The organism is Kribbella sp. VKM Ac-2569, assembly GCF_004216905.1.
In the GTDB taxonomy this organism is placed as follows: Bacteria; Actinomycetota; Actinomycetes; order Propionibacteriales; family Kribbellaceae; genus Kribbella.
Genome location: NZ_SGXJ01000004.1, coordinates 81,839 through 100,042 on the forward strand (window position 1 = coordinate 81,839; position 18,204 = coordinate 100,042).

22 protein-coding genes are annotated in these 18,204 nt (G+C 68.1%); 7 read left to right on the forward strand and 15 right to left on the reverse strand.

Going from position 1 to position 18,204, the window contains the following annotated elements; genetic code table 11:
* Window positions 1-27: 27 nt before the first annotated feature.
* From EV649_RS26810 to EV649_RS26835, 6 genes are read right to left on the reverse strand one after another with little or no spacing between them, the layout of a single operon-like run.
* Window positions 28-1,536 carry an SCO6880 family protein gene (locus EV649_RS26810; protein WP_198682726.1) on the reverse strand — a complete coding sequence of 503 codons (1,509 nt, stop codon included), beginning with the start codon at window positions 1,534-1,536 and terminating at the stop codon, window positions 28-30.
* The gene (locus EV649_RS26815; RefSeq protein ID WP_130386390.1) at window positions 1,523-3,118 is read right to left on the reverse strand and encodes a hypothetical protein; all 1,596 of its coding nucleotides are present in this window, start codon (window positions 3,116-3,118) and stop codon (window positions 1,523-1,525) included. The genes EV649_RS26810 and EV649_RS26815 overlap by 14 nt, the downstream gene beginning before the upstream one ends.
* 1 nt (window position 3,119) lies before the next feature.
* Window positions 3,120-3,977 (reverse strand): hypothetical protein, encoded by an 858-nt coding sequence (locus tag EV649_RS26820; protein WP_130386391.1) that lies wholly within the window; start codon window positions 3,975-3,977, stop codon window positions 3,120-3,122.
* Window positions 3,974-4,843 (reverse strand): hypothetical protein, encoded by an 870-nt coding sequence (locus EV649_RS26825; protein WP_130386392.1) that lies wholly within the window; start codon window positions 4,841-4,843, stop codon window positions 3,974-3,976. Before EV649_RS26825 ends, EV649_RS26820 begins: the two co-directional genes overlap by 4 nt.
* 38 nt (window positions 4,844-4,881) lie before the next feature.
* Entirely contained in the window at window positions 4,882-5,157 is a 276-nt protein-coding gene (locus EV649_RS26830) for a TrbC/VirB2 family protein (RefSeq protein ID WP_130386393.1), read from the reverse strand.
* A gap of 14 nt (window positions 5,158-5,171) precedes the next feature.
* Complete coding sequence (locus EV649_RS26835; protein ID WP_130386394.1) at window positions 5,172-5,792, reverse strand: DUF6668 family protein; 621 nt, start codon at window positions 5,790-5,792, stop codon at window positions 5,172-5,174.
* A gap of 249 nt (window positions 5,793-6,041) precedes the next feature.
* Between EV649_RS26835 and EV649_RS26840 the strand changes: the two genes are divergently transcribed.
* A complete protein-coding gene (locus tag EV649_RS26840; RefSeq protein WP_130386395.1) occupies window positions 6,042-7,457 on the forward strand; it encodes a hypothetical protein in 1,416 nt (471 codons plus the stop codon).
* Window positions 7,454-7,645: a hypothetical protein gene (locus tag EV649_RS26845; RefSeq protein ID WP_130386396.1), complete on the forward strand. Its 192-nt coding sequence runs from the start codon at window positions 7,454-7,456 to the stop codon at window positions 7,643-7,645. Before EV649_RS26840 ends, EV649_RS26845 begins: the two co-directional genes overlap by 4 nt.
* Window positions 7,646-7,716: 71 nt before the next feature.
* On the opposite strand, the gene rplI is transcribed toward EV649_RS26845, so the two are convergent.
* The 5 genes from rplI to EV649_RS26870 all read right to left on the reverse strand — a co-directional run bounded on the left by rplI (window position 7,717) and on the right by EV649_RS26870 (window position 10,772).
* Window positions 7,717-8,163 carry a 50S ribosomal protein L9 gene (gene rplI / locus EV649_RS26850; protein ID WP_130386397.1) on the reverse strand — a complete coding sequence of 149 codons (447 nt, stop codon included), beginning with the start codon at window positions 8,161-8,163 and terminating at the stop codon, window positions 7,717-7,719.
* 14 nt (window positions 8,164-8,177) lie between these two features.
* On the reverse strand, window positions 8,178-8,411 hold the full coding sequence (rpsR, locus tag EV649_RS26855) for a 30S ribosomal protein S18 (RefSeq protein ID WP_012924539.1): 234 nt from the start codon (window positions 8,409-8,411) through the stop codon (window positions 8,178-8,180).
* A 72-nt stretch (window positions 8,412-8,483) separates the two neighbouring features.
* A complete protein-coding gene (locus EV649_RS26860; RefSeq protein WP_130386398.1) occupies window positions 8,484-9,086 on the reverse strand; it encodes a single-stranded DNA-binding protein in 603 nt (200 codons plus the stop codon).
* Window positions 9,087-9,150: 64 nt separating this feature from the next.
* Entirely contained in the window at window positions 9,151-9,441 is a 291-nt protein-coding gene (gene rpsF / locus EV649_RS26865) for a 30S ribosomal protein S6 (RefSeq protein WP_130386399.1), read from the reverse strand.
* 197 nt (window positions 9,442-9,638) lie between these two features.
* Entirely contained in the window at window positions 9,639-10,772 is a 1,134-nt protein-coding gene (locus EV649_RS26870; protein WP_130386400.1) for an MFS transporter, read from the reverse strand.
* A 94-nt stretch (window positions 10,773-10,866) separates the two neighbouring features.
* Between EV649_RS26870 and EV649_RS26875 the strand changes: the two genes are divergently transcribed.
* Together EV649_RS26875 and EV649_RS26880 are read left to right on the forward strand one after the other, a co-directional pair.
* Complete coding sequence (locus EV649_RS26875) at window positions 10,867-11,376, forward strand: Lrp/AsnC family transcriptional regulator (RefSeq protein WP_130386401.1); 510 nt, start codon at window positions 10,867-10,869, stop codon at window positions 11,374-11,376.
* A gap of 43 nt (window positions 11,377-11,419) precedes the next feature.
* Window positions 11,420-12,223 (forward strand): deoxyribonuclease IV, encoded by an 804-nt coding sequence (locus EV649_RS26880; protein WP_130386402.1) that lies wholly within the window; start codon window positions 11,420-11,422, stop codon window positions 12,221-12,223.
* On the opposite strand, the gene EV649_RS26885 is transcribed toward EV649_RS26880, so the two are convergent.
* Window positions 12,216-12,758: a hypothetical protein gene (locus EV649_RS26885; RefSeq protein WP_130386403.1), complete on the reverse strand. Its 543-nt coding sequence runs from the start codon at window positions 12,756-12,758 to the stop codon at window positions 12,216-12,218. The genes EV649_RS26880 and EV649_RS26885 overlap by 8 nt on opposite strands.
* A 28-nt stretch (window positions 12,759-12,786) precedes the next feature.
* Between EV649_RS26885 and EV649_RS26890 the strand changes: the two genes are divergently transcribed.
* Entirely contained in the window at window positions 12,787-13,317 is a 531-nt protein-coding gene (locus EV649_RS26890; RefSeq protein ID WP_130386404.1) for an NUDIX domain-containing protein, read from the forward strand.
* Here EV649_RS26890 and EV649_RS26895 read toward each other — a convergent pair.
* From EV649_RS26895 to EV649_RS26905, 3 genes are read right to left on the reverse strand one after another with little or no spacing between them, the layout of a single operon-like run.
* Entirely contained in the window at window positions 13,286-14,494 is a 1,209-nt protein-coding gene (locus tag EV649_RS26895) for an MFS transporter (RefSeq protein WP_130386405.1), read from the reverse strand. The two genes, EV649_RS26890 and EV649_RS26895, sit on opposite strands and share 32 nt — an antisense overlap.
* Window positions 14,495-14,525: 31 nt before the next feature.
* Window positions 14,526-15,239, reverse strand: coding sequence for an SDR family oxidoreductase (locus EV649_RS26900; protein WP_130386406.1), 714 nt, complete (start codon window positions 15,237-15,239; stop codon window positions 14,526-14,528).
* The gene (locus tag EV649_RS26905) at window positions 15,236-15,802 is read right to left on the reverse strand and encodes a TetR/AcrR family transcriptional regulator (protein ID WP_130386407.1); all 567 of its coding nucleotides are present in this window, start codon (window positions 15,800-15,802) and stop codon (window positions 15,236-15,238) included. Before EV649_RS26905 ends, EV649_RS26900 begins: the two co-directional genes overlap by 4 nt.
* 122 nt (window positions 15,803-15,924) lie before the next feature.
* Between EV649_RS26905 and EV649_RS26910 the strand changes: the two genes are divergently transcribed.
* Together EV649_RS26910 and EV649_RS26915 are read left to right on the forward strand one after the other, a co-directional pair.
* Complete coding sequence (locus tag EV649_RS26910) at window positions 15,925-16,848, forward strand: SDR family NAD(P)-dependent oxidoreductase (protein ID WP_130386408.1); 924 nt, start codon at window positions 15,925-15,927, stop codon at window positions 16,846-16,848.
* 220 nt (window positions 16,849-17,068) lie between these two features.
* Window positions 17,069-18,199, forward strand: a complete 1,131-nt coding sequence (locus EV649_RS26915; protein WP_130386409.1) for a peptidoglycan bridge formation glycyltransferase FemA/FemB family protein — start codon at window positions 17,069-17,071, stop codon at window positions 18,197-18,199.
* The last annotated feature ends 5 nt before the right edge of the window (window positions 18,200-18,204 follow it).

An 18,204-nucleotide genomic window follows, 5' to 3' on the forward strand; every position in this document is an offset into this window, starting at 1 on the left:
CCCCAGGTGCCACTGTGCTTTGCCCAATCATAGGGATTCCCGCAGTCCGGCCGGTACCGAAAGGTGGTTCTGCACCACGATGCCCAGCGGCAGCGCCGCCACGAACGCGGAGTCCTGGGAGCCGTACGCCGGGCGCAGCAGAACTCGCGCGGTGGCGCCGAGGTTGTCGACCGCGGCGATCATGTCCGGGATCTGCTCGGCGCTCATCACTGTGCCGGTGACGACCATGCCGAAGTTGACCAGGCCGGCGCCTCGCGCCTCTTCCTGGGCGGACCGGTCGGCGGCCCGTGCCTCGGCCAGGTTGCGCGCGGACGGCCGTGCGGACGCGGTGGCGCGGAACGACGCGTTGCGCTTGTCGGCCTCCACCATGCGCGCCGCCGTACCGGCGTCGAGCGGGCGGTAGAGCAGCGTCACGCGCTTGCGGTCGATGTCGGCGTGCGGCGCGACCAACTGCGACAGCACCGACGAGAACACCTCACCGCGTGGTGCCTGCGACATCTGCCAGGTCACGGACCAGGCGGAGTCGTGGCGGTACTTGTCCCAGAACGCCTGGGTGGCGGCCGGGCCGACGTCGGTCCACTGCAGTTCGGGCGGCATGCCCTGGCCGCGGGCCTCGTCGATGAGCATGGCGGACGCCGGGTCGTACGCGATCCGGATCGCCTCGCACAGCTCCTGCGCGCTGACCGGCCGGGCAGCACCGGCACCGGTCGCGTTCAGGCTCTGGGTGAGCGCGGGCAGCCGGGCCGCGAGCTCGCGGCCCATGTCGTCTTCCTTGCGCCGCTTGCCGCTCCGGTCGGTGCCCTTGAAGGTCAGCGCGACCCGGGCCGAGACCAGTGCCGACCCCTCGGGGTAGCTCTGCACGACCTCGGTCAGCATCGCGCGGGCGATCGCCGGCGTCCCGTCCATCATGTTGTTGCCGACCTCGCGGCGCAGCCGGATGCCGGTGTCCGGTGCGCTCTCCACCGTCACCGACGCGGCGACGATGCCCGGCTCGTGACCGAGCGAGGCGAGCCACTGGCCCCAGTGCGCCACCCAGATGTCCACCTGCTCCTCGTCGACGAGCGAGGCGCCGTCGGGCTCGGCGTTGATGACGACGGTGAAGTGCCGGGTGCTCGGGTAGTACAGCAGCGCGAACGGCCGCCCGTACGAGTCCTGGTACTCGCTCAGCTGGGAGGCTGCGGCGAGGCCGGGAAGCTGGAACTTGCCCCAGGCGGTCCGGCCGAGCGGGCCGGAGCGGTAAACGTTGTGCTTAGCCATCTTTGCTCGTTGCCATCCAATGTGGGTCGAGAGCCGTTGCAGCGTGGAATGCCCGTGCTTGTCCTTCGTGATCAGCAGCCCGAGCGCCGCGCCGACGATCAGCAGGCTGACGAGGGCGGCCCTGATGCCGCCCACCATCGTTGCGATGACGACCAGCAGCAGGCCACCCATCATGATGCCGGTGCCGAGCATGCCCAGGCCGGCGATGCCCGCCGAGGCGGGCCTTCGCCAGTTGCCGTAGGTGCGAGGTGCGCGTCGTACGTTCTCAGCCGCTGCCACTTGGTCCGTCCGGTGGTGGTGGTGGTGGTTGGTTGCCTCGGTCATCGTCGCGGTAATCGCGAGCGCGGTCTCTCTCGCGGTTCGGGTCGCCGCCACCGCTGCTGCCGGTGGGGCCGCCGCCATCGCCGCCGCCTCCGCCGCCGCTGCTCTGGGCGCCCGACTCGCCGCCGTCGCCCATGGCCTCGTTGCCGACCTCCTTGGCGCCGTCCGCGGCGGCCTTGCCGACCTTGTACGCGGCAATCGCGACGGCGACCGGTATGCCCACCCCGGTGGCGGCCGCGCCACCGGCCGCGGCACCACCAGCTGCGCCGCCCGCTGCGCTACCGCCTGCCGCACCACCGGCCGCGCCACTGGCACCGCCGGCTGCAGCGCCCTCGCCACCTGCCGCGGCACCTTCGGCTCCACCTGTCGCGCCACCGCCGCCACTGCTCGGGGCCTGCTGCGACGCCCGTCCGACGTTCTGTGCACCGGACGGACCGTCACCACCGCCACCGCCGCCGCCGTCGTCCGACCCTTGTTCAGCGCCCTTGCTCACCATGTCACCGACCTTGTCGGCGCCGACCATCTTGGCTGCCATCATGCCGGCGCCGGCTCCACCCGCCGTCGCCCCGACCATCGGCACGATGAACCGCATCAGCGCCGGCATGGCGAACAAGGCGAGCACCAGCATCGTGAGGCCGGTGACCACGTTCATCACCATGCTTCCGATCTCCTCCGGGTTGCTGGCGTCGTAGTGCAGCGGGGCGCCGTTGTCCGAGACCAGCCGGATCGCCGTCGCGTAGACGATCGCCGCCACCGGTTTGTACAGGATGAAGGCGAGCAGCCAGGAGATGATCTTCTTGAACCAGTTCCGGCCCATCTCGGTGTTCGTCGCGGCGGCCGCGATCGGCAGGACGCCGAGCAGCAGGACCAGCATGGCGCTGCGGACGACCATCAGCACGATCTGGATCAGGCTGGCGATCACGCAGAGGATGCCGACCGCGATCATGATCCCGATCAGCACCGGTGAGCCGGCGATGCCGACGATCGCGGCGAAGCCCAGTACCGCGCCCATCTTCTCGCCGAAGGCCTGCGAGTCGCCAGAGCCTATGTTCTGGCAGCCGTCGACCCAGCCGGTGGTCTTCGAGTCGAGCGCGGAGCTGATGATGCAACTGGAGAACATGTCGCCGGCGGTGATCAGCGCCTGAGCGACGGCGATCGAGAACGCCGCGGCGACCGCGAGCGTGATCAGCGAGCGGAGCAGTTCGCGGGCCGACTCACCGCGCTGGGTCCAGGCCATCTGGACGGCACCGGCGATGAGTCCGATGGCGGCGATGAAGAGGGCGATGAACTGCGTGTGGCTCCAGACCCAGCCGACCGTGTCGTTGGCCGGCGTGCCCTGGTCGTTGCCGACCGCAATGGTCGGCACATAGACCCAGAAGGTGGCGATCGTACTCATCAGAGTTCCGACCGCCGCGCCGATGGCCTTGAGGATTGGCTCGAACACGAACTTCATCACCAGTTCCATGACGGGGGCGAAGACAACCTCGAGGGCCTTCTTCATCAGGTCGATCGCCCAGTCGATCACATCGAGCGGTATCACGTCAGGACGTCCTCGGTGAGACGAAGCGAAGGATGGCCGGCAGCGCGACGACTGCCACGATCATCAGCGTCACGCCCATGATGACCTTGAGGATGTGCGATGCACCTTCCGAACCCATCAGGCTGAACGCGGTGGCATAGATGATCGCCGCCACCGGTTTATAGATGATGAACGACGCCAGCCAGGCGAGTGCGCGCTTGAACCACATCATCCCCATTTCGGTGTTGGTCGCGGCCGCGGTCAGCGGAAGCATGCCGACCAGGAGCACGAGCATCCCGTAGCGCACGATCATCAGCGCCAGCTGGATGATGGCGGTGATCACCATCAGGATGCCGACGAAGATCACCAGCAACCAGCCGAACGGTTCGTCCATCACGTCGAGCAGGTTCTTCGCGTAGTTGTGGTCGTCCTTCTTCAGCGCCGCGTTGATGATCCAGGTCGAGAACCCGTCCGCGGCCGAGATCAGCGTGCCCGCGAAAGCCGTCGCGGCCCCCGTCACCACGACCAGGGTGATCAGCGATTTGAGGATGTCCCGGGCCGGCTCACCACGGTGCGAGATCGCCATCTGGACAGCGCCGACGATGACCGCGAGCGAGGCGATGAACACCATGATGAACTGGGTGTGGGTCTGGATCCACAGGGCCGGGGTGTTTCCCTCGATGCTCGGAGTGGGGATGTAGACCCAGAGCAGGCCGACGGCCTTCATGACCGCCTCGACGGCATGGATGACGACGTTGGCGATCGCCTCGAAGATGAAGTCGAAGAACTTGCCGAAGGCCCACTCCAGCGCGGTCTTCAGACCCTCTTTGAAGCAGTCGTCCCAGTCCCAGGGCCAGCCCGAGCATCCGAGGATGATCATGCCGCACCACTGAACCTGACGTAGCCGCTGAGACTGGTCAGGATGTCCGGCTCGACCGACCCGTTGAGGCTGCCGTCAGGCTGCAGCTCGACGTACCAGTCGCTGCGGTACCACCGCATGGTGACCGGCATCGCGCCGTACGCCTTGCCGTCCAGATCGGCGACGACCTGGATGATCGTCCGGGTCGCGTTCGGCGGATAGTCGAGCACCTTGAAGCCGGCGAACTGGATGTCACCGGGCACGGTCGACGACGGCGTCCTGGCCGTCTGCCTGGCCTCGGCGATGGCCGCGTCCCGGCCCGGACCGGGATACACCCGGCTGTGCAGCGCGGCGATGCCGACCTCCGGGTTCTGGAGCTGGCCGAGCAGGACCATCGCCGCGAGCACCGCACCCGTCGGCGAATGCGCGAAGCACGAGCGCACACCGTTCGCGCTGGTGCTCGTGGGCCCGCTCGCTGCCTGGATCGGAATCAGCATCTTTCCCTCGAACTGCCACGAGACCGCGACCGGGGCGGCGATCCTGGGGATCGCCTGACTCGGGTTCTTGGCGCGGCAGCCGCCGGTGTGACTGTTGGGCGGCGGTGGCGTGGTCCGCGTGGCGCTCGGCACCTCGGTCGGCGACGCGGGTGGCGGCTGGTTCGACTCTTCTTCGGTGGGCTGTCCGGTAGGAACAGCCGTGCTCGGTGTCTCGCTGGGGTTGGCCGTCGGACTGTCCGAACGGCCACCCAGCATGAACCAGGCCACGAGGCAGATCAGCACAGCTCCGACGACGATCGCCGACGCGATGAAGCCACGCTCCTCGAGGAAGCTGGTCTTCTCGCCGTCGGAATCGTCGCCGGAGTCCGTGTCCCTGCTGAACAGTCCCACCTACGATCAGCCTCCGAGCAACTCGCGGTGCGCCCGGGTCACTTCAGGGCGTCGACGAGGGCGGTCGCCGCACCGATGACGATGCAGGCCGCCAGGACCCAACCGAGCCGGGCGGCGTGCTCGCCACCCTCACCGCGGCGCTGACCGATGGCCATCATGCCGCCGGCGATGATGATGCCGAGTGCACAGATCAGGTACGCGATCCACTTGACCCAGCCGAGGACCTTGTTCAGGCCTTTCGTCACCTCTACAGGCGGCGCCTCCAGGGGCAGCGAGTTCGGAAGCTCGGTAACCAGGTGGTGAAGCAACATCATTGTCTTGGTGCCTTTCAGTACGGGGCGGGGTAGTCCGCTGGGTTTGACGCGCGAAGTGCGTAGATGGATTCAAGTACTTCGAAAACCTCGTCTGGCGTGTTGTCAGGCGTGGGAGCCTCCCCTCTGCGCCACTCCTCGATCCACGGGATGTCCCAGACCCTCGGAACACCTCCGCCGACGATGTCCGCGAAGTCGTCGAGCACGCGGGGAAGCCGGCCAGGAGCGTCCGCGATCAGCACCAGGCCGAGCACGGCGACACCCTGGACGACACCCGAGGCCCACTCGATCGCAGCTCGCTGCGCGGCGCGCAGACCGGACCCGTGGGTCCGGGCAACCAGGATCACCGGAGTCGGCACCGGCGGGGGCGGGATCGGCCAACGGTGGTTGGACGCCCGGGTCCCCGGCAGCAGGACCGACATTGTGGTCTCGCCGGAGCCACCGTGGACACCGACCCACCACAGGGTGTCGGCCGCCGGAATCGCGAACTTGGGCAGGCGCTGATCCTCCGCGGGCGCCGGCACCCCGTGCTGGGGCGCCGACGGCCCCCGCGGGGTGATGTCCGGCTGAGGCCCGGGGCTCGGCGACGGCTGCTGCGGGCCCGGAGACTGCTCTCGTGTCCACGGGTTCTGCGTCATGGCCCCTCCTCTCGCGGTTCGTCACAGGCTGTTGCCCACCGTATTCTCTCGCTTTCCGGGTGTACTTGTGTGACCCATCCACAGGCGAGGATGTTTCTACCCCCTTGTCGGGGTCAGTCGAGCCGACAGGCCCGCGTGGTTTCTGCATGCCCGGAATCCCCGGTATGCCCTCATGCGGGGGACATGCTAGAACGTGGACGCCGGAAGCTGATGAACGAGGGAGACCTGTGGCGGGAATGAGAGGACATCGTGGCTGAGAAGATCCCCTCCTGGCCGAAGGTCACGATCCGGCTGTACGACGACCACAACGCCGAGGTGAAGATCGCCGGGCGCAGTCACCCGGTCAACCACCACGATCCGCGAGCAGCGGCGATCCAGCTCGTCAGTGAGCAGGCCGCCCAGCTGGGCCGCGCGGTGAAGGCGACCGCGGTCGAGGCCGACGGCGCCTCCTGGCCGTTGGTGATCCACCCGGACGGCCAGGTGGAGGCGATCGACACCGACCCCCGCAAGGGCAAGAAGCCGATCTGGCCGATCGTGCTCGCGATGGCCGTGGCGGTCGTCCTGATCGCCGGTACGACGCTGTACATCACCGTCTTCAGCAAGCTCGGCGAAGGCACGCCGCAGGTGACCGAGTCACCCAAGCTGCCCGAGCTTCCCGGGCCGAACGTGCACCCGGACGAGTTCGCGCCCAAGACCCAGCCGAAGGGTTACTCGACGCACGCGAGCTGGACGGTCGACCTCGCCGAGGACAGCACACCGGCGATCAAGCCGGACGGCACCGAGGTCGCCATCCTGACGACCGACGAGAAGGTCGCCGTGTTCGATGCCAACGGCAAGGTGCTGTGGCAGGACAAGGTACCGAAAGACGCCGAGAACCCGGTCTACACCACGATCGACGGGAAGCAGGTCCTGGCGATCGCGACGCCGGACACCCTGTACTACTGGGCGGGCGGCGGCGCCGAGGCGAAGACGATCGAGTTGCCGGACAGCGCTAAGGTGCAGTTCCTCGGCAAGTCGCCGCTGGTCTTCCTGTCCGACGAGTCCGGGGCGATGGTGATCTCGGGCGGCGAACTCAAAGCGGCGCCGGATCAGCCGCGAAACTCCACGATCCTGCTCGCCGAGGGCGACCGCACGCTGATGGCGCAGTACCTCAGCCCGCTCTACTGGACGCAACCCGGCAAGAAGCTGATAGAGGTCAAGCTGCAGCCGCCAGGCGGCGCGGGTGCCATCATCCAGGTGGTCTCGGCGAGCCCGGACTACGTCCAGGCCCTGTGGACCAATGCCAAGAACCCGGAGGAGACGATCCCCGCCGTGCACTCGGCCGCGAGTGGCAAGATGGTCGCGAGCTGCGGATTGGTCCGCAACGGCGACACCGACGGCTGGGACTGGGTCCCCGACCCGAACCGCAAATTCGCTGCCTGGGGTGAGTGCCTCGTCAACTTCACCCTGACCAAGAACAACACCAGGCGGCTCCCGGGCTTCCAGCCCCTGTCGGTCAGCGGATCGATGCTCTACGGCACGATCAGCAGCAAGCTGTACGCCGTGTCGCCGAACTGGAACACCTACCCGATGAACGAGGGCACCACGCGGCCGTGGGGTGTTGTCGGCAAGCGCGCTGTCATCGTGTACAACTCCGTCCTCTACGCATTGGACCCGGCGCAATGAACCGTCGAGCGCGCCGCGCGGCGCGGATCACGACCGCACTGGTTGCCGTCGGCATTCTGCTGGCGCCCTCCCAGGCGCTCGCTGACAGCATCGAGCCGGAGCCGGTCGACTGGCCCAAGGTCAAGCCGGCCAGTGGACAGGTGGTCGAGCCGCAGCCCGTCGACTGGCCGACTCCCACGAAGACCTGACGCCGTTCCGGCAACGACAAGGCCCGCGCCCCCTCACCGGGGAACGCGGGCCTTGAACGTTCAGGCAGAAATCAGCCGGCCGCGACCTCGAGGCGGACCGTTGCGGCCACCTCAGGGTGCAACTGGACGGCAATCTGGTGCTTGCCGGTCGTCTTGATCGGCGACGCGATCGCGATCGCGCGCTTCTCGACCAGCGGGCCGCCGGCGGACTTGATCGCCGTGGCGATGTCGGCCGGGGTGACCGAGCCGAACAGGCGGCCGGTGTCGCCGGCCTTGACGGCCAGGGTGACGGAGAGCTGCTCGAGCTGGTTCTTGACCTCGCTCGCGTGCTCCTTGCCCTGGATCGACCGGGCGTCACGCGCCCGCTTGATCGACTGGATCTGCTTCTCGGCGCCGCGGGTCCAGCCGATGGCCAGGCCGCGCGGAACCAGGTAGTTACGGCCGTAGCCGTCCTTTACCTCGACGATGTCGCCGGGAGCCCCGAGGCCCTCGACCTCCTGAGACAGGATGAGCTTCATGGTCCGCGCCTCCCTCAGCGAGCGGTGCTCGTGTACGGCAGCAGGGCCACCTCACGAGCGTTCTTGATAGCGGTCGCGACATCGCGCTGGTGCTGCACGCAGTTCCCGGTCACCCGGCGGGCGCGGATCTTGCCGCGGTCCGAGATGAACTTGCGCAGCAGCGCGGTGTCCTTGTAATCGACGTACGTCGCCTTGTCCTTGCAGAAGCCGCAGACCTTCTTCTTCGGCTTCCGAATGATCTTGGCCATTGTGGTGCTCTCTTCCTACTTCCAGAGCCCGGCACGGATGCCGGAATGGTCACTAACGGGATTGCGGGCCGATCAGAACGGGGGCTCCTCCGTGGTGCCGCCGCCCTGGCTGGCCCAGGGGTCGTTCTGCGGAGCGGACTGGCCGCCACCGCCTTGTGGTGCACCTTGCGGGGTCGCCCAGGGGTCGTTCTGCGAGGCGCCACCCTGGCCGCCTCCTTGGCCACCTTGGTAGCCACCGCCCTGGTTGCCGCCACCTTGGTAGCTACCGCCACCCTGGTTGCCGCCGCCACCGAAACCGCCACCGTCGGAGCGCGAGGTCTTGGAGATCTTCAGCGTCGCGTAGCGCATGCTGGCGCCGATCTCTTCGACATCACATTCGAACACGGTGCGCTTGTTCCCGTCGCGGTCGTCGTAGCTGCGCGCCTTGAGGCGCCCGTGCACGACGACCCGGGAACCGCGGGTCAGCGACTCGGCGACGTTCTCGGCGACCTGCCGCCACACGGCACACGAGATGAAGAGGGTTTCGCCGTCTTTCCACTCGTTGCTCTGCCGGTCCAGCGTCCGCGGAGTAGAGGCGATCGTGAAGTTCGCGACCGCGGCCCCGGACGGCGTGAACCGCAGCTCCGGATCACCTGTCAGGTTTCCGATCAGAGTGATGGGTGGTTCACCGGCCATGACAACTTCCTCCTGTACTGCAGACGATGGGTGGTGTGACGCCAGACCACCTGACGCCCGAGGTTCAGTGCTGGTCCGGCCGGATGACCTTGGTGCGCAGGATCGACTCGTTCAGCGTGAGCTGACGGTCGAGCTCCTTCACCACCGCCGGCTCGGCGGTCAGGTCGACGACGGCATAAATGCCTTCGGACTTCTTCTTCACGTCATAAGCGAGCTTGCGACGACCCCAGATGTCGAGCTTCTCGACCGTGCCACCTTCCTTGCGGACGATGTTCAGGTACTGGTCGATGGACGGCTCCACGGTGCGCTCATCGAGCTCCGGGTCGAGGATCACCATGACTTCATAACGACGCATGCGCGAACTCCACCTCCTTCGGACTTGGCGGCCACGGTCTCTCCGTGGCAGGAGGGCGATGCGGACTGCTCCGCGCCGGCACTTGCCGCCGACGCCAAGCAACGAGCCCGGTCGATGGACCGGGCCACATCAAAGAGAGTACCAGCGTTCGGACTGCCGACCGACCATATCCACAGGCCTGTTGCGGTGACTCTGTGTCACTTCTGGGCGATCCGCGGAGCGGTACGCCGGAGCACGAGCAGCAGCAGCGGTACGGCGAGAACCACCGAGATTACGGTCAACAGCGGGTATCCGCCGAGTGTGTAGAGCCAGGGTGAACTGGCGGCCGCCAGCGCCGAGATCGCCCAGATGGACGACTCGACCTTGCTCTCGAACGGAGTGCCGAGCAGCCGGGCACTGCCGCCCAGATAGCACAGGTTCCACGCGTAGCCGAGTAAGAAGAGCGCCGGTGTGAAGGCCGGTCCGGACTGCGTGGTCAGGACGGCCGACCCGATCAGCAGCAGCAGACCGGCGAGCATCACCGGCTGCGGACCGGAGCGGTCGATCCACCAACCGGTCAGCGGCGACAGCGCGAACATCCCGAGCGTGTGCGCGGACAGCATCAGGCCCAACAGTCCGAGTCCGTCGCCCTGGTGGTGAGTGTGCACCGGGACCGCCGACATGAGCGCGACCATCACCAGGTGCCCGGCGATCATCACGCCGGCAGCCAGGAGAACCGACGTACGGCGGGACGCTGCCGGAGGTTCGAGCCGGGTCTGTGCCGGTTGCTCGGCGACGTGCACGGTCCGGATGTAGGTCGATGCGACCAGTGCGCCGAAGACAGCCGCCACGGCGAGCAGGAACGGACCAGCGACCTCGGGCAGCCCGAGCCACGACGCGAAGGACTGGGACGGCGCCAACAGGAACGGCCCGCCCGCGGCGCCGGCCGTGCTGGCCCACACGACGGCGCTCATCGCCGACGCCCGCCTGGAGTCGGGCACTGCCTCGCCGGCCGCGTACCTGGACAGCAGGCTGGCGGCGTTCCCGGCGCCGAGCAGGAACATGCCGGCGAAGAGCAGTGCGACCGGCGCGCCCACCGCGGCTAGAACCGTCAACGCTCCCCCGGCGACGCCCACGCCGTACCCAAGACGGAGGGCGTGCGCGCGTCCGAGCTGCGTGGTCCACCGGCCGACGGCGATGGCGCCTACCGCGGTGCCCAGTACGCCGGCGGTGTTGGGGACGCCGGCCAGGCTGGAGCCGAGTTCGTCGGCGGTCAGGATGGTGCTCACCGCGCTCGCGGCGATCATCGCCGCGTTCATCAGCGCGGCGGCGAGAACGACAGGAACGAGCATGGCCAACACGTTAGAAAGGTGCCCGTTCCCGCTGAATACATGATGTAAAGCATTCGGCCTTGCGGACGACCGGGATGAAAGGTGTTCTGGGGCGATGACCTTTCAGGAGCGCGAACTGGACTCCACCGACTGGCAAATCCTGGCTGCGCTGCAGTCCGACGGCCGGCTGTCGTTCAACCAGCTCGGCAAGCGGGTCAACCTCTCGCCGCCCGCGGTCGCGGACCGGGTACGCCGCCTGGAGGAGGCCGGTGTGATCACCGGCTACCGCGCCGAGGTGGACCCGGCGAAGGCGGGCCAGCCGCTGTCCGCGTTCGTCCAGATGCGGTGTACGACGGGCCGCTGCCTGCTCAAGACCACCCGCGCCGAAGACTTCCCCGAGGTCCTGGAGATCCACAAGCTGAGCGGCAACTCGTGCTCGATGCTGCGCGTCCGCGTCACCTCGATGCGCCACCTCGAAGGCCTCTTCGAACGCCTCGGCGAACACGGCGAGATGAACACCCACATCGTCCTGTCCACAGAATTCGAAGGCCGCCCCGTCCATCCCCCACCCCCCGACCAACGCAAGATAACCCGCTCCGCCGGCTGGTCGACCGACGCGGATTGAGCTGCTGAGGAGTTTGTCGGTCGGCGGTTCTAGGGTGGTGGGTATGACTGTGAAGCTTGGTGCGCATGTGGACCAGGAGGACCCGTTGTCCGAGGCGGCCGATCGGGGGGCTGACCTGGTGCAGTTCTTCCTGGGGAATCCGCAGGACTACAAGGCGCCCAAGCTCGCGTATGCCGACGGCGAGGACGCGCTCAAGGAGCGGGCGGCGGCCGCGGGCGTCGACCTCTACGTTCATGCGCCGTACCGGTTGAACGTGGCGAACACGAACAACCGGATCCGGATCCCGAGCCGCAAGCTGTTGCAGCAGACGCTGGACAAGGCGGCCGAGATCGACGTCAAGGGCGTGATCGTGCACGGCGGGCACGTCGGCGACGAGGACGATCCGGAGGCCGGGTTCGACAACTGGCGGAAGTGCATCGAGCGCGCCGAGCTGCCGGTGCCGCTGCTGATCGAGAATACGGCCGGCGGTGAGAACGCGATGGCGCGGCAGCTGGACCGGATCGCGCGGCTCTGGGAGGCGGTGCAGGCGTCAGGCAACGACCGGCTGGAGAATGTCGGGTTCTGCCTGGACACGTGCCATTTCCACGCGGCCGGCGAGGAGCTGCCGTCTATCGTCGAGCGAGTGCTGGCGATCACCGGGCGGATCGACCTGGTGCATGCGAACGGATCCCGGGACGAGTTCGGCTCCGGCGCGGACCGGCACAGCAACTTCGAGGACGGGCACATCGACCCGGCCGACATCGTCGCGGTCGTGCAGACCGCCGGCGCCCCGGTCGTCGTCGAGACCCCGAACGCCGACAACGGCCAGAAGACCGACCTCGACTATCTGCGGGCGCACCTCACGTAGTCGAGGGCTTCGTCAGGCCGTGCAGCCAGTAGGTCACGGCCCAGGGGAGCAGGATCGCGAGCGCGGCGCTGTTGTTGGTCGGTACGAGCAGGCCGCAGATCACGACGATCACGACGACGAGGGTGCTGACCTGGAACAGGTCGGCGGGGCCGACGACCTTGGTTCGCAGCGTGATGCGGTTCAGCGCGCAGCCGGCGTACGCGGCGATGAGAGCGAGCAGGCCCGAGATCGCCACCACCGCGCCGAGCCAGGCGAGGATGTTGTAACCGCCGTCGGCCTGGAGCATGCCGGACAGCAGGAACACACCGACCAGGACGGTCAGCCAGGCGCTGGTCCACATCAGGCGTTCGGCCGCATTCCGGGCCTTCTCGGGATCCGGCGTCGGTTCGGCCTCCTCCTCGTCGCCGAGGTCCTCGGCTTCCTTTTCGGCCTCGGGCTCAGCGACCGCCTCGACCCTCGCGGCCGCCTCGGTTTCTGCGACCGGCTCGGAGTCGGCGGCCGCGGCGGGCTTGGGGTCGGGGTCAGGGTGCACCATGGCAGCGACGGTAGCGCAGAATGAGGTTATGCAGACCTGGGCGGAGCGGTTCCCCGACCTGTTCGCACCGGGCTACTGGGAGTGGGGCGACCTCGACGTCCGGTACACCGTCGAGCAGCCGCCGGACGAGCTGATCAGCAACGTCCACGTCGTCGGCCGCACCACCGGCGGAATCGTTGTCTGCACCAACGATCTCGGCTGGCGTTTCCTGCCCGGCGGAACCCGCGAACCGGGCGAGACGATCGAGGAGATCGTCCACCGCGAGCTGCTCGAAGAGGCCGGTGCCCGGCTGACCGGTCCGCTCACCTGGCTGGGCGCCCACCGCGCCGACCACCGCCGCCCAGGGCCGTACCGCCCACACCTCCCGCACCCGGTCTCGTACTGGGCGAACTACGTTGCGGACGTAGTCATCGAGCAGGAGCCGACGAACCCCGAGGACGGCGAACAGGTCACCGACGTCCTGGTGCTGCCGCCCGACGAAGCGGCGGCGTACCTGGACGGCCAGCCCGAAGAGGTGGGCTCGATCGTCAGACTGGCTCAGGCAATGCAGCTGGTTTAGGCGGTCGCCAAGGCAGCAGTACGGCGCTCAACGTGCAGCAGATGCCCGCGACCCACAGTGCCCCGCGCATCCCGACCACCGTGGCGAGCACGCCTCCGAGCGCCATGAACGCAGGCTGCACGCACCGCGAGCTGATCGACCACGACCCCACGACCCGCGCCATGAACCGGTCCTCGGTCACTTCCATGCGGTACGTCGCGAACGACGGGTTGAACGCACCTGTTGCCACCAGCAGGCCCGTCTCCGCCAAAGTGAGCAGAACGAACCCGCCCCACCCGTGCGGCACCAGCGGGAAGAGGAGCAGCCACGGTGCCCGCAGTACGCCGAACACCAGCAGCATCCACTGCAGTCCGTAGCGCCGGGTGAGCCGCGGCGCCATCCGCGCGCCGATCACGCCGCCGATGCAGGAGACACCGAGCATCACCCCGTAGCTCCACGCGGACAGCCCGAGGTCGCGCAGCATGAAGACCGCCAGCAAGGGCGACGTCATCATCACCGGCCCGCCGAACAGCTGCGAGTTCCAGAACAGGATACGCAGCCCGCGGTGCCGCAGGATGTACCGCCACCCTGCCGTGATGTCGCGCTTGCCCTCTCGCTTCACCGGCTCCGGCTCGGGCTGCTGGATCCGCCGGATACCGAGCGCCGATCCGAGGAACGAGACCGCGTCGACCGCCAGCGTGACGGTCGCACCGACGAGACTGACCAGCACACCACCGATCGCCGGGCCGATGCTCAGCGAGACCCAGTTCGTCTGCTCGAACCGGCTGTTCGCCTCGGCACGCCCCTCAGCCGGCACGAGCGCCTTCAGATGCGCGCCACTCGCCGATTGGAACGCGATCGTCCCGGCCGCCTGAAGAACGCCCGCGACGCACAGGTGTGCATAAGTCAGTACGCCGAACGCCGCGGAGACCGGCACCGAGACGAGCGCAGCGAACCGCACCAGGTCGGACGCGATCATCACCGGCCGCTTCCGCCGCTGCTCGATGAAGTCGCCCATCGGCAACGCGAGCGCCGCTCCGGCCACCGCCGACGACGCGGCGAGCATCGAGACCTGGAAGGTGCTGGAGTCCAAGGCGAGTACGGCGACCAACGGCAACGCGCCGAGCCCTACCGCCGAGCCGAAGGCGCTGACTGTGAACGCGACCCACAACCGACGGAAGTCCCGACCCAAAGACATCCCGCGATCGTAGGGGGCGGCGCCGACAGATTCAGCGCAGGTTCAGGCCGCCGTCGAGGAGTATGACTTCACCCGTCAGGTAGGTGTTGTGGACAACTGCCGAGATCAGGTCGGCGACGTCCGCCGGCTGGGCGGCGCGACGCATCGGGCTCGAGGTTTTCCACAGGTCCTGGGCGTCGGTCCACGACTCGGTGAGTGGCGTGTCGACGAGACCGGGCGCGACCGCGTTGACCCGTACGTCGGGTCCGAGCGCGGCAGCCAGCAGCTTCGTCACGTGATTGAGCGCGGCCTTCGAGGCGGCGTACGCGACCGAACTGCCCTTGGGCCGGACACCCGCGTGGCTCGTCACGTTGACGATGCATCCGCCGTACTCGCGGAGCGCCGGGAGGGCCGCCGTACACAGCAGCCAGGGTGCGATCAGGTTGACGTCGAGCAGCTGCCGCCAGTCCGACGCGGTCAGTCCGTCCAGGTCCGCGTGCGGGACCGGCCAGCTGATGCCCGCGTTGTTCACCAGTACGTCGAGACGCCCGTGCTTGGCCACCACCTCCGGCACCAAGGCCTGAGCGGCCGCGTCGTCGGCAAGATCGGCCTGGTGGTACGAGCCGCCGAGCTCTGCGGCCAACGATTCTCCGGCGGACCGGCTGGATCGGGAGTGCACCGCGACGGTCATTCCGTCCGCGGCCAACCGCCGTACGGTCGCCGCTCCGATGCCTGACGCGGATCCGGTCACCAAAGCAACCTTCATGCGCGGTACCGGAGGCCGTCCATCAGCAGGTCGAGCAGACGACCCGCCTGCTCGCGGTCGTCGGCGGCGGCACCGCCGACACCACCGATGCTGACCAGCATGTCGGAGGCCGAGATGTCCGACCGGATCTGACCGGCCGCAGCGCCCGCGTCGAGCAGTGGCTGCACTGCACCGACCAGGAGTTCCAGGCTCTGCGCGTACGGGTTCGCCCCGGAGGCGAAGACCGCTCGCAGCGCGTCGGCCATACCGCGCTTGCGGGCCATGTAGTCGATGAAGCGATCCATCCATGCCCGCAGTGCCTGATCGGGTGGCAGCTGCTCCAGCAGTTCGACGGACGCGTCGCAGACCGCGACCAGCTCGTTCCGGTACGCCGCCTCGATGAGCAGCTCGCGGGTCGGGAAGTGCCGGTAGAGGGTTCCGATGCCGACCCCGGCGTCCTTCGCGATGCCTTCCAGCGTCGCCTCCAGGCCGCACTTCGTGAACGCGCGGGCCGCCGCGGCCACGATCAGGTCCCGGTTGCGCTGGGCGTCCGCGCGCAGCGGACGCTCGCTGATGCCGGCCATCTCCCCCACCTCCCGTGACCCCACAACCTAGCGGACTTGATAACCGGAGGTGCCTCCGCTTAACTGGGATTACCGGAGGCTCCTCCGGTTAAAGCGTAGCTCGTAGAACAGGAATCAACCTGATGAGCAGGATCACCACTCCTTTCACGCATGACTCCACCGCGGCCGAGGTCATCGCCGGCGTCGACCTGACCGGTCGCCGGGCCGTCGTCACCGGCGGCGCCTCCGGCATCGGCGTCGAGACCGCTCGCGTACTGGCCACGGCCGGCGCCGAGGTCACCCTCGCCGTCCGGAACACCGCGGCCGGCGAACGCGTCGCCGCCCAGATCATCGAGAGCACCGGCAACAACCATGTCTTCGTCGCGCCGATCGAACTCGCCGACCGCGCCTCGGTGCGCGCCTTCGCCGCCACCTGGGACGGCCCACTCCACATCCTGGTGAACAACGCCGGAGTGATGGCCGAGCCGCTGAACCGCACGCCGGAAGGCTGGGAGCACCAGTTCGCGACCAACCACCTCGGCCACTTCGGCCTCGCGCTCGGCCTGCACAGCGCGCTCGCGGCGGCCGGCTCCGCGCGGATCGTGTCCGTCAGCTCCAGTGCGCATCACTCCTCGGACGTCGTGTTCGAGGACATCCACTTCGAGAACAGGCCGTACGACGAGTGGGCGTCGTACGGGCAGTCCAAAACGGCCAACATCCTGTTCGCCGTCGAGGCGGCCAAGCGCTGGGCGAGTGACGGCATCGTCGCCAACGCCTTGATGCCGGGCGGGATCCGGACCGCGTTGCAGCGGCACGTGGCTGAGGACGTGCAGAGGGAGTGGGACCGCTTCTTGTGGAAGGCCGTCGAGCAGGGCGCGTCGACGTCGGTCCTGCTGGCCGCCTCGCCGCTCGTCGACGGTGTCACCGGCCGCTACTTCGAGGACAACAACGAGGCGCTGCCGTTGACGGAAGGCGATCCGATGCACGGCGTCGCGGAGTACGCGCTCGATCCGGAGTCGGCCACTCGGTTGTGGGAGCTGTCGGAGAAGCTGCTCGCACAGGTTTGATCAGAAACCGGCTCAGCTAGCGGCCCTGGTCGGGCTCCATTCGAGCGATTGCGGCGTCCAGGTGCGTGCATCGCGGTGCTTGAGGCCCGTCCTCGATGCGGTGTTCATCGTGGACGGGCCTCAAGTGCCGCGAGGTGCGTGCCTGGGCGTCGCAAGCGCCGAAGGGTGCCCGACCAGGGCCGCTAGGGATCACGTGGCTGGGCCGGTAACCTGACCCACCGTGAGTGACTTGAGCATTCGGACCATCTCCGCGGACGAGCACGCCGCCTACATCGCGGCCCAGCCGTCGGCGAGCTTCCTGCAGACGCCTGGGTGGGCGGCGGTGAAGAGCGAGTGGAAGGCGGAGTCACTCGGCTGGTACGAATCGGGAAACCCCGGCAACCTCGTCGGCGTCGGCCTGGTGCTGTACCGGCAGATGCCGAAAGTTAAGCGGTACCTGGCGTACCTGCCGGAAGGCCCGGTGATCGACTGGGACGCGATCGACCTCGGCACCTACCTGCGCCCGCTGGCCGCGCACCTGCTGGAGCGCGGCGCGTTCGGCATCCGGATGGGTCCGCCGGTGGCGACCCGGCGCTGGACCGCGCAGACGATCAAGGACGCCATCGCCGGCGGTCAGCAGCCGCGCCTCGGCGACGTCCGCCCGGACGTGATCGAACCGTCCGGCGCCACCGTCGCCGACAAGCTCCGCAAGCTGGGCTGGAAGGCGCCCCGGATCGCGGAGGGTTTCGCGGCCGGACAACCGCAGTACGTCTTCCAGGTGCCGCTGGCCGACCGCACCCCGGACGACCTGCTCAAGGGCATGAACCAGCTCTGGCGGCGCAACATCAAGAAGGCCGACAAGGCCGGCGTCGAGGTGACGCAGGGCGGCACCGAGGACATCAAGGCCTTCCACCAGCTGTACGTCGAGACCGCCGAGCGCGACCACTTCACGCCGCGGCCGCTGCCGTACTTCGAGAAGATGTACGCCGCGATGGCCAACCAGCCGGCCGATTGCTGTGACTTCCGGATCTACAACGCCCATCACGAGGGCGACCTGGTCGCGTCGACGATCTGGGTCCGGGTCGGCGGTCACTCCTGGTACTCCTACGGTGCCAGCTCGACCGCCAAACGAGACGTCCGCGGATCGAACGCGATCCAGTGGCGCATGATGTCGGACGCACTCGCGGCGGGTGCGTCCGTGTACGACCTACGGGGCATCACCGACACCTTGGACCCGAACGACCCGCATGTCGGGTTGATCCAGTTCAAGACCGGGACCGGCGGCGAGGCCGTCGAGTACGTCGGTGAGTGGGATCTGCCGTTGAACAAGGCGCTCTACACCGCATTCGACCTCTACATGAGACGGCGTTGACACAC

What these genes read in the sequence shown, in the direction of transcription:
- EV649_RS26880 (WP_130386402.1), top strand. Translation starts at nt 11,420, where the DNA reads ATGACTGTGAAGCTTGGTGCGCATGTGGACCAGGAGGACCCGTTGTCC.
- rplI (WP_130386397.1), bottom strand. Translation starts at nt 8,163, where the DNA reads ATGAAGCTCATCCTGTCTCAGGAGGTCGAGGGCCTCGGGGCTCCCGGC.
- EV649_RS26905 (WP_130386407.1), bottom strand. Translation starts at nt 15,802, where the DNA reads ATGGCCGGCATCAGCGAGCGTCCGCTGCGCGCGGACGCCCAGCGCAAC.
- EV649_RS26835 (WP_130386394.1), bottom strand. Translation starts at nt 5,792, where the DNA reads ATGACGCAGAACCCGTGGACACGAGAGCAGTCTCCGGGCCCGCAGCAG.
- rpsF (WP_130386399.1), bottom strand. Translation starts at nt 9,441, where the DNA reads ATGCGTCGTTATGAAGTCATGGTGATCCTCGACCCGGAGCTCGATGAG.
- EV649_RS26885 (WP_130386403.1), bottom strand. Translation starts at nt 12,758, where the DNA reads ATGGTGCACCCTGACCCCGACCCCAAGCCCGCCGCGGCCGCCGACTCC.
- EV649_RS26900 (WP_130386406.1), bottom strand. Translation starts at nt 15,239, where the DNA reads ATGAAGGTTGCTTTGGTGACCGGATCCGCGTCAGGCATCGGAGCGGCG.
- EV649_RS26875 (WP_130386401.1), top strand. Translation starts at nt 10,867, where the DNA reads ATGACCTTTCAGGAGCGCGAACTGGACTCCACCGACTGGCAAATCCTG.
- EV649_RS26895 (WP_130386405.1), bottom strand. Translation starts at nt 14,494, where the DNA reads ATGTCTTTGGGTCGGGACTTCCGTCGGTTGTGGGTCGCGTTCACAGTC.
- EV649_RS26845 (WP_130386396.1), top strand. Translation starts at nt 7,454, where the DNA reads ATGAACCGTCGAGCGCGCCGCGCGGCGCGGATCACGACCGCACTGGTT.
- EV649_RS26910 (WP_130386408.1), top strand. Translation starts at nt 15,925, where the DNA reads ATGAGCAGGATCACCACTCCTTTCACGCATGACTCCACCGCGGCCGAG.
- EV649_RS26890 (WP_130386404.1), top strand. Translation starts at nt 12,787, where the DNA reads ATGCAGACCTGGGCGGAGCGGTTCCCCGACCTGTTCGCACCGGGCTAC.
- rpsR (WP_012924539.1), bottom strand. Translation starts at nt 8,411, where the DNA reads ATGGCCAAGATCATTCGGAAGCCGAAGAAGAAGGTCTGCGGCTTCTGC.
- EV649_RS26870 (WP_130386400.1), bottom strand. Translation starts at nt 10,772, where the DNA reads ATGCTCGTTCCTGTCGTTCTCGCCGCCGCGCTGATGAACGCGGCGATG.
- EV649_RS26860 (WP_130386398.1), bottom strand. Translation starts at nt 9,086, where the DNA reads ATGGCCGGTGAACCACCCATCACTCTGATCGGAAACCTGACAGGTGAT.
- EV649_RS26830 (WP_130386393.1), bottom strand. Translation starts at nt 5,157, where the DNA reads ATGATGTTGCTTCACCACCTGGTTACCGAGCTTCCGAACTCGCTGCCC.
- EV649_RS26820 (WP_130386391.1), bottom strand. Translation starts at nt 3,977, where the DNA reads ATGATCATCCTCGGATGCTCGGGCTGGCCCTGGGACTGGGACGACTGC.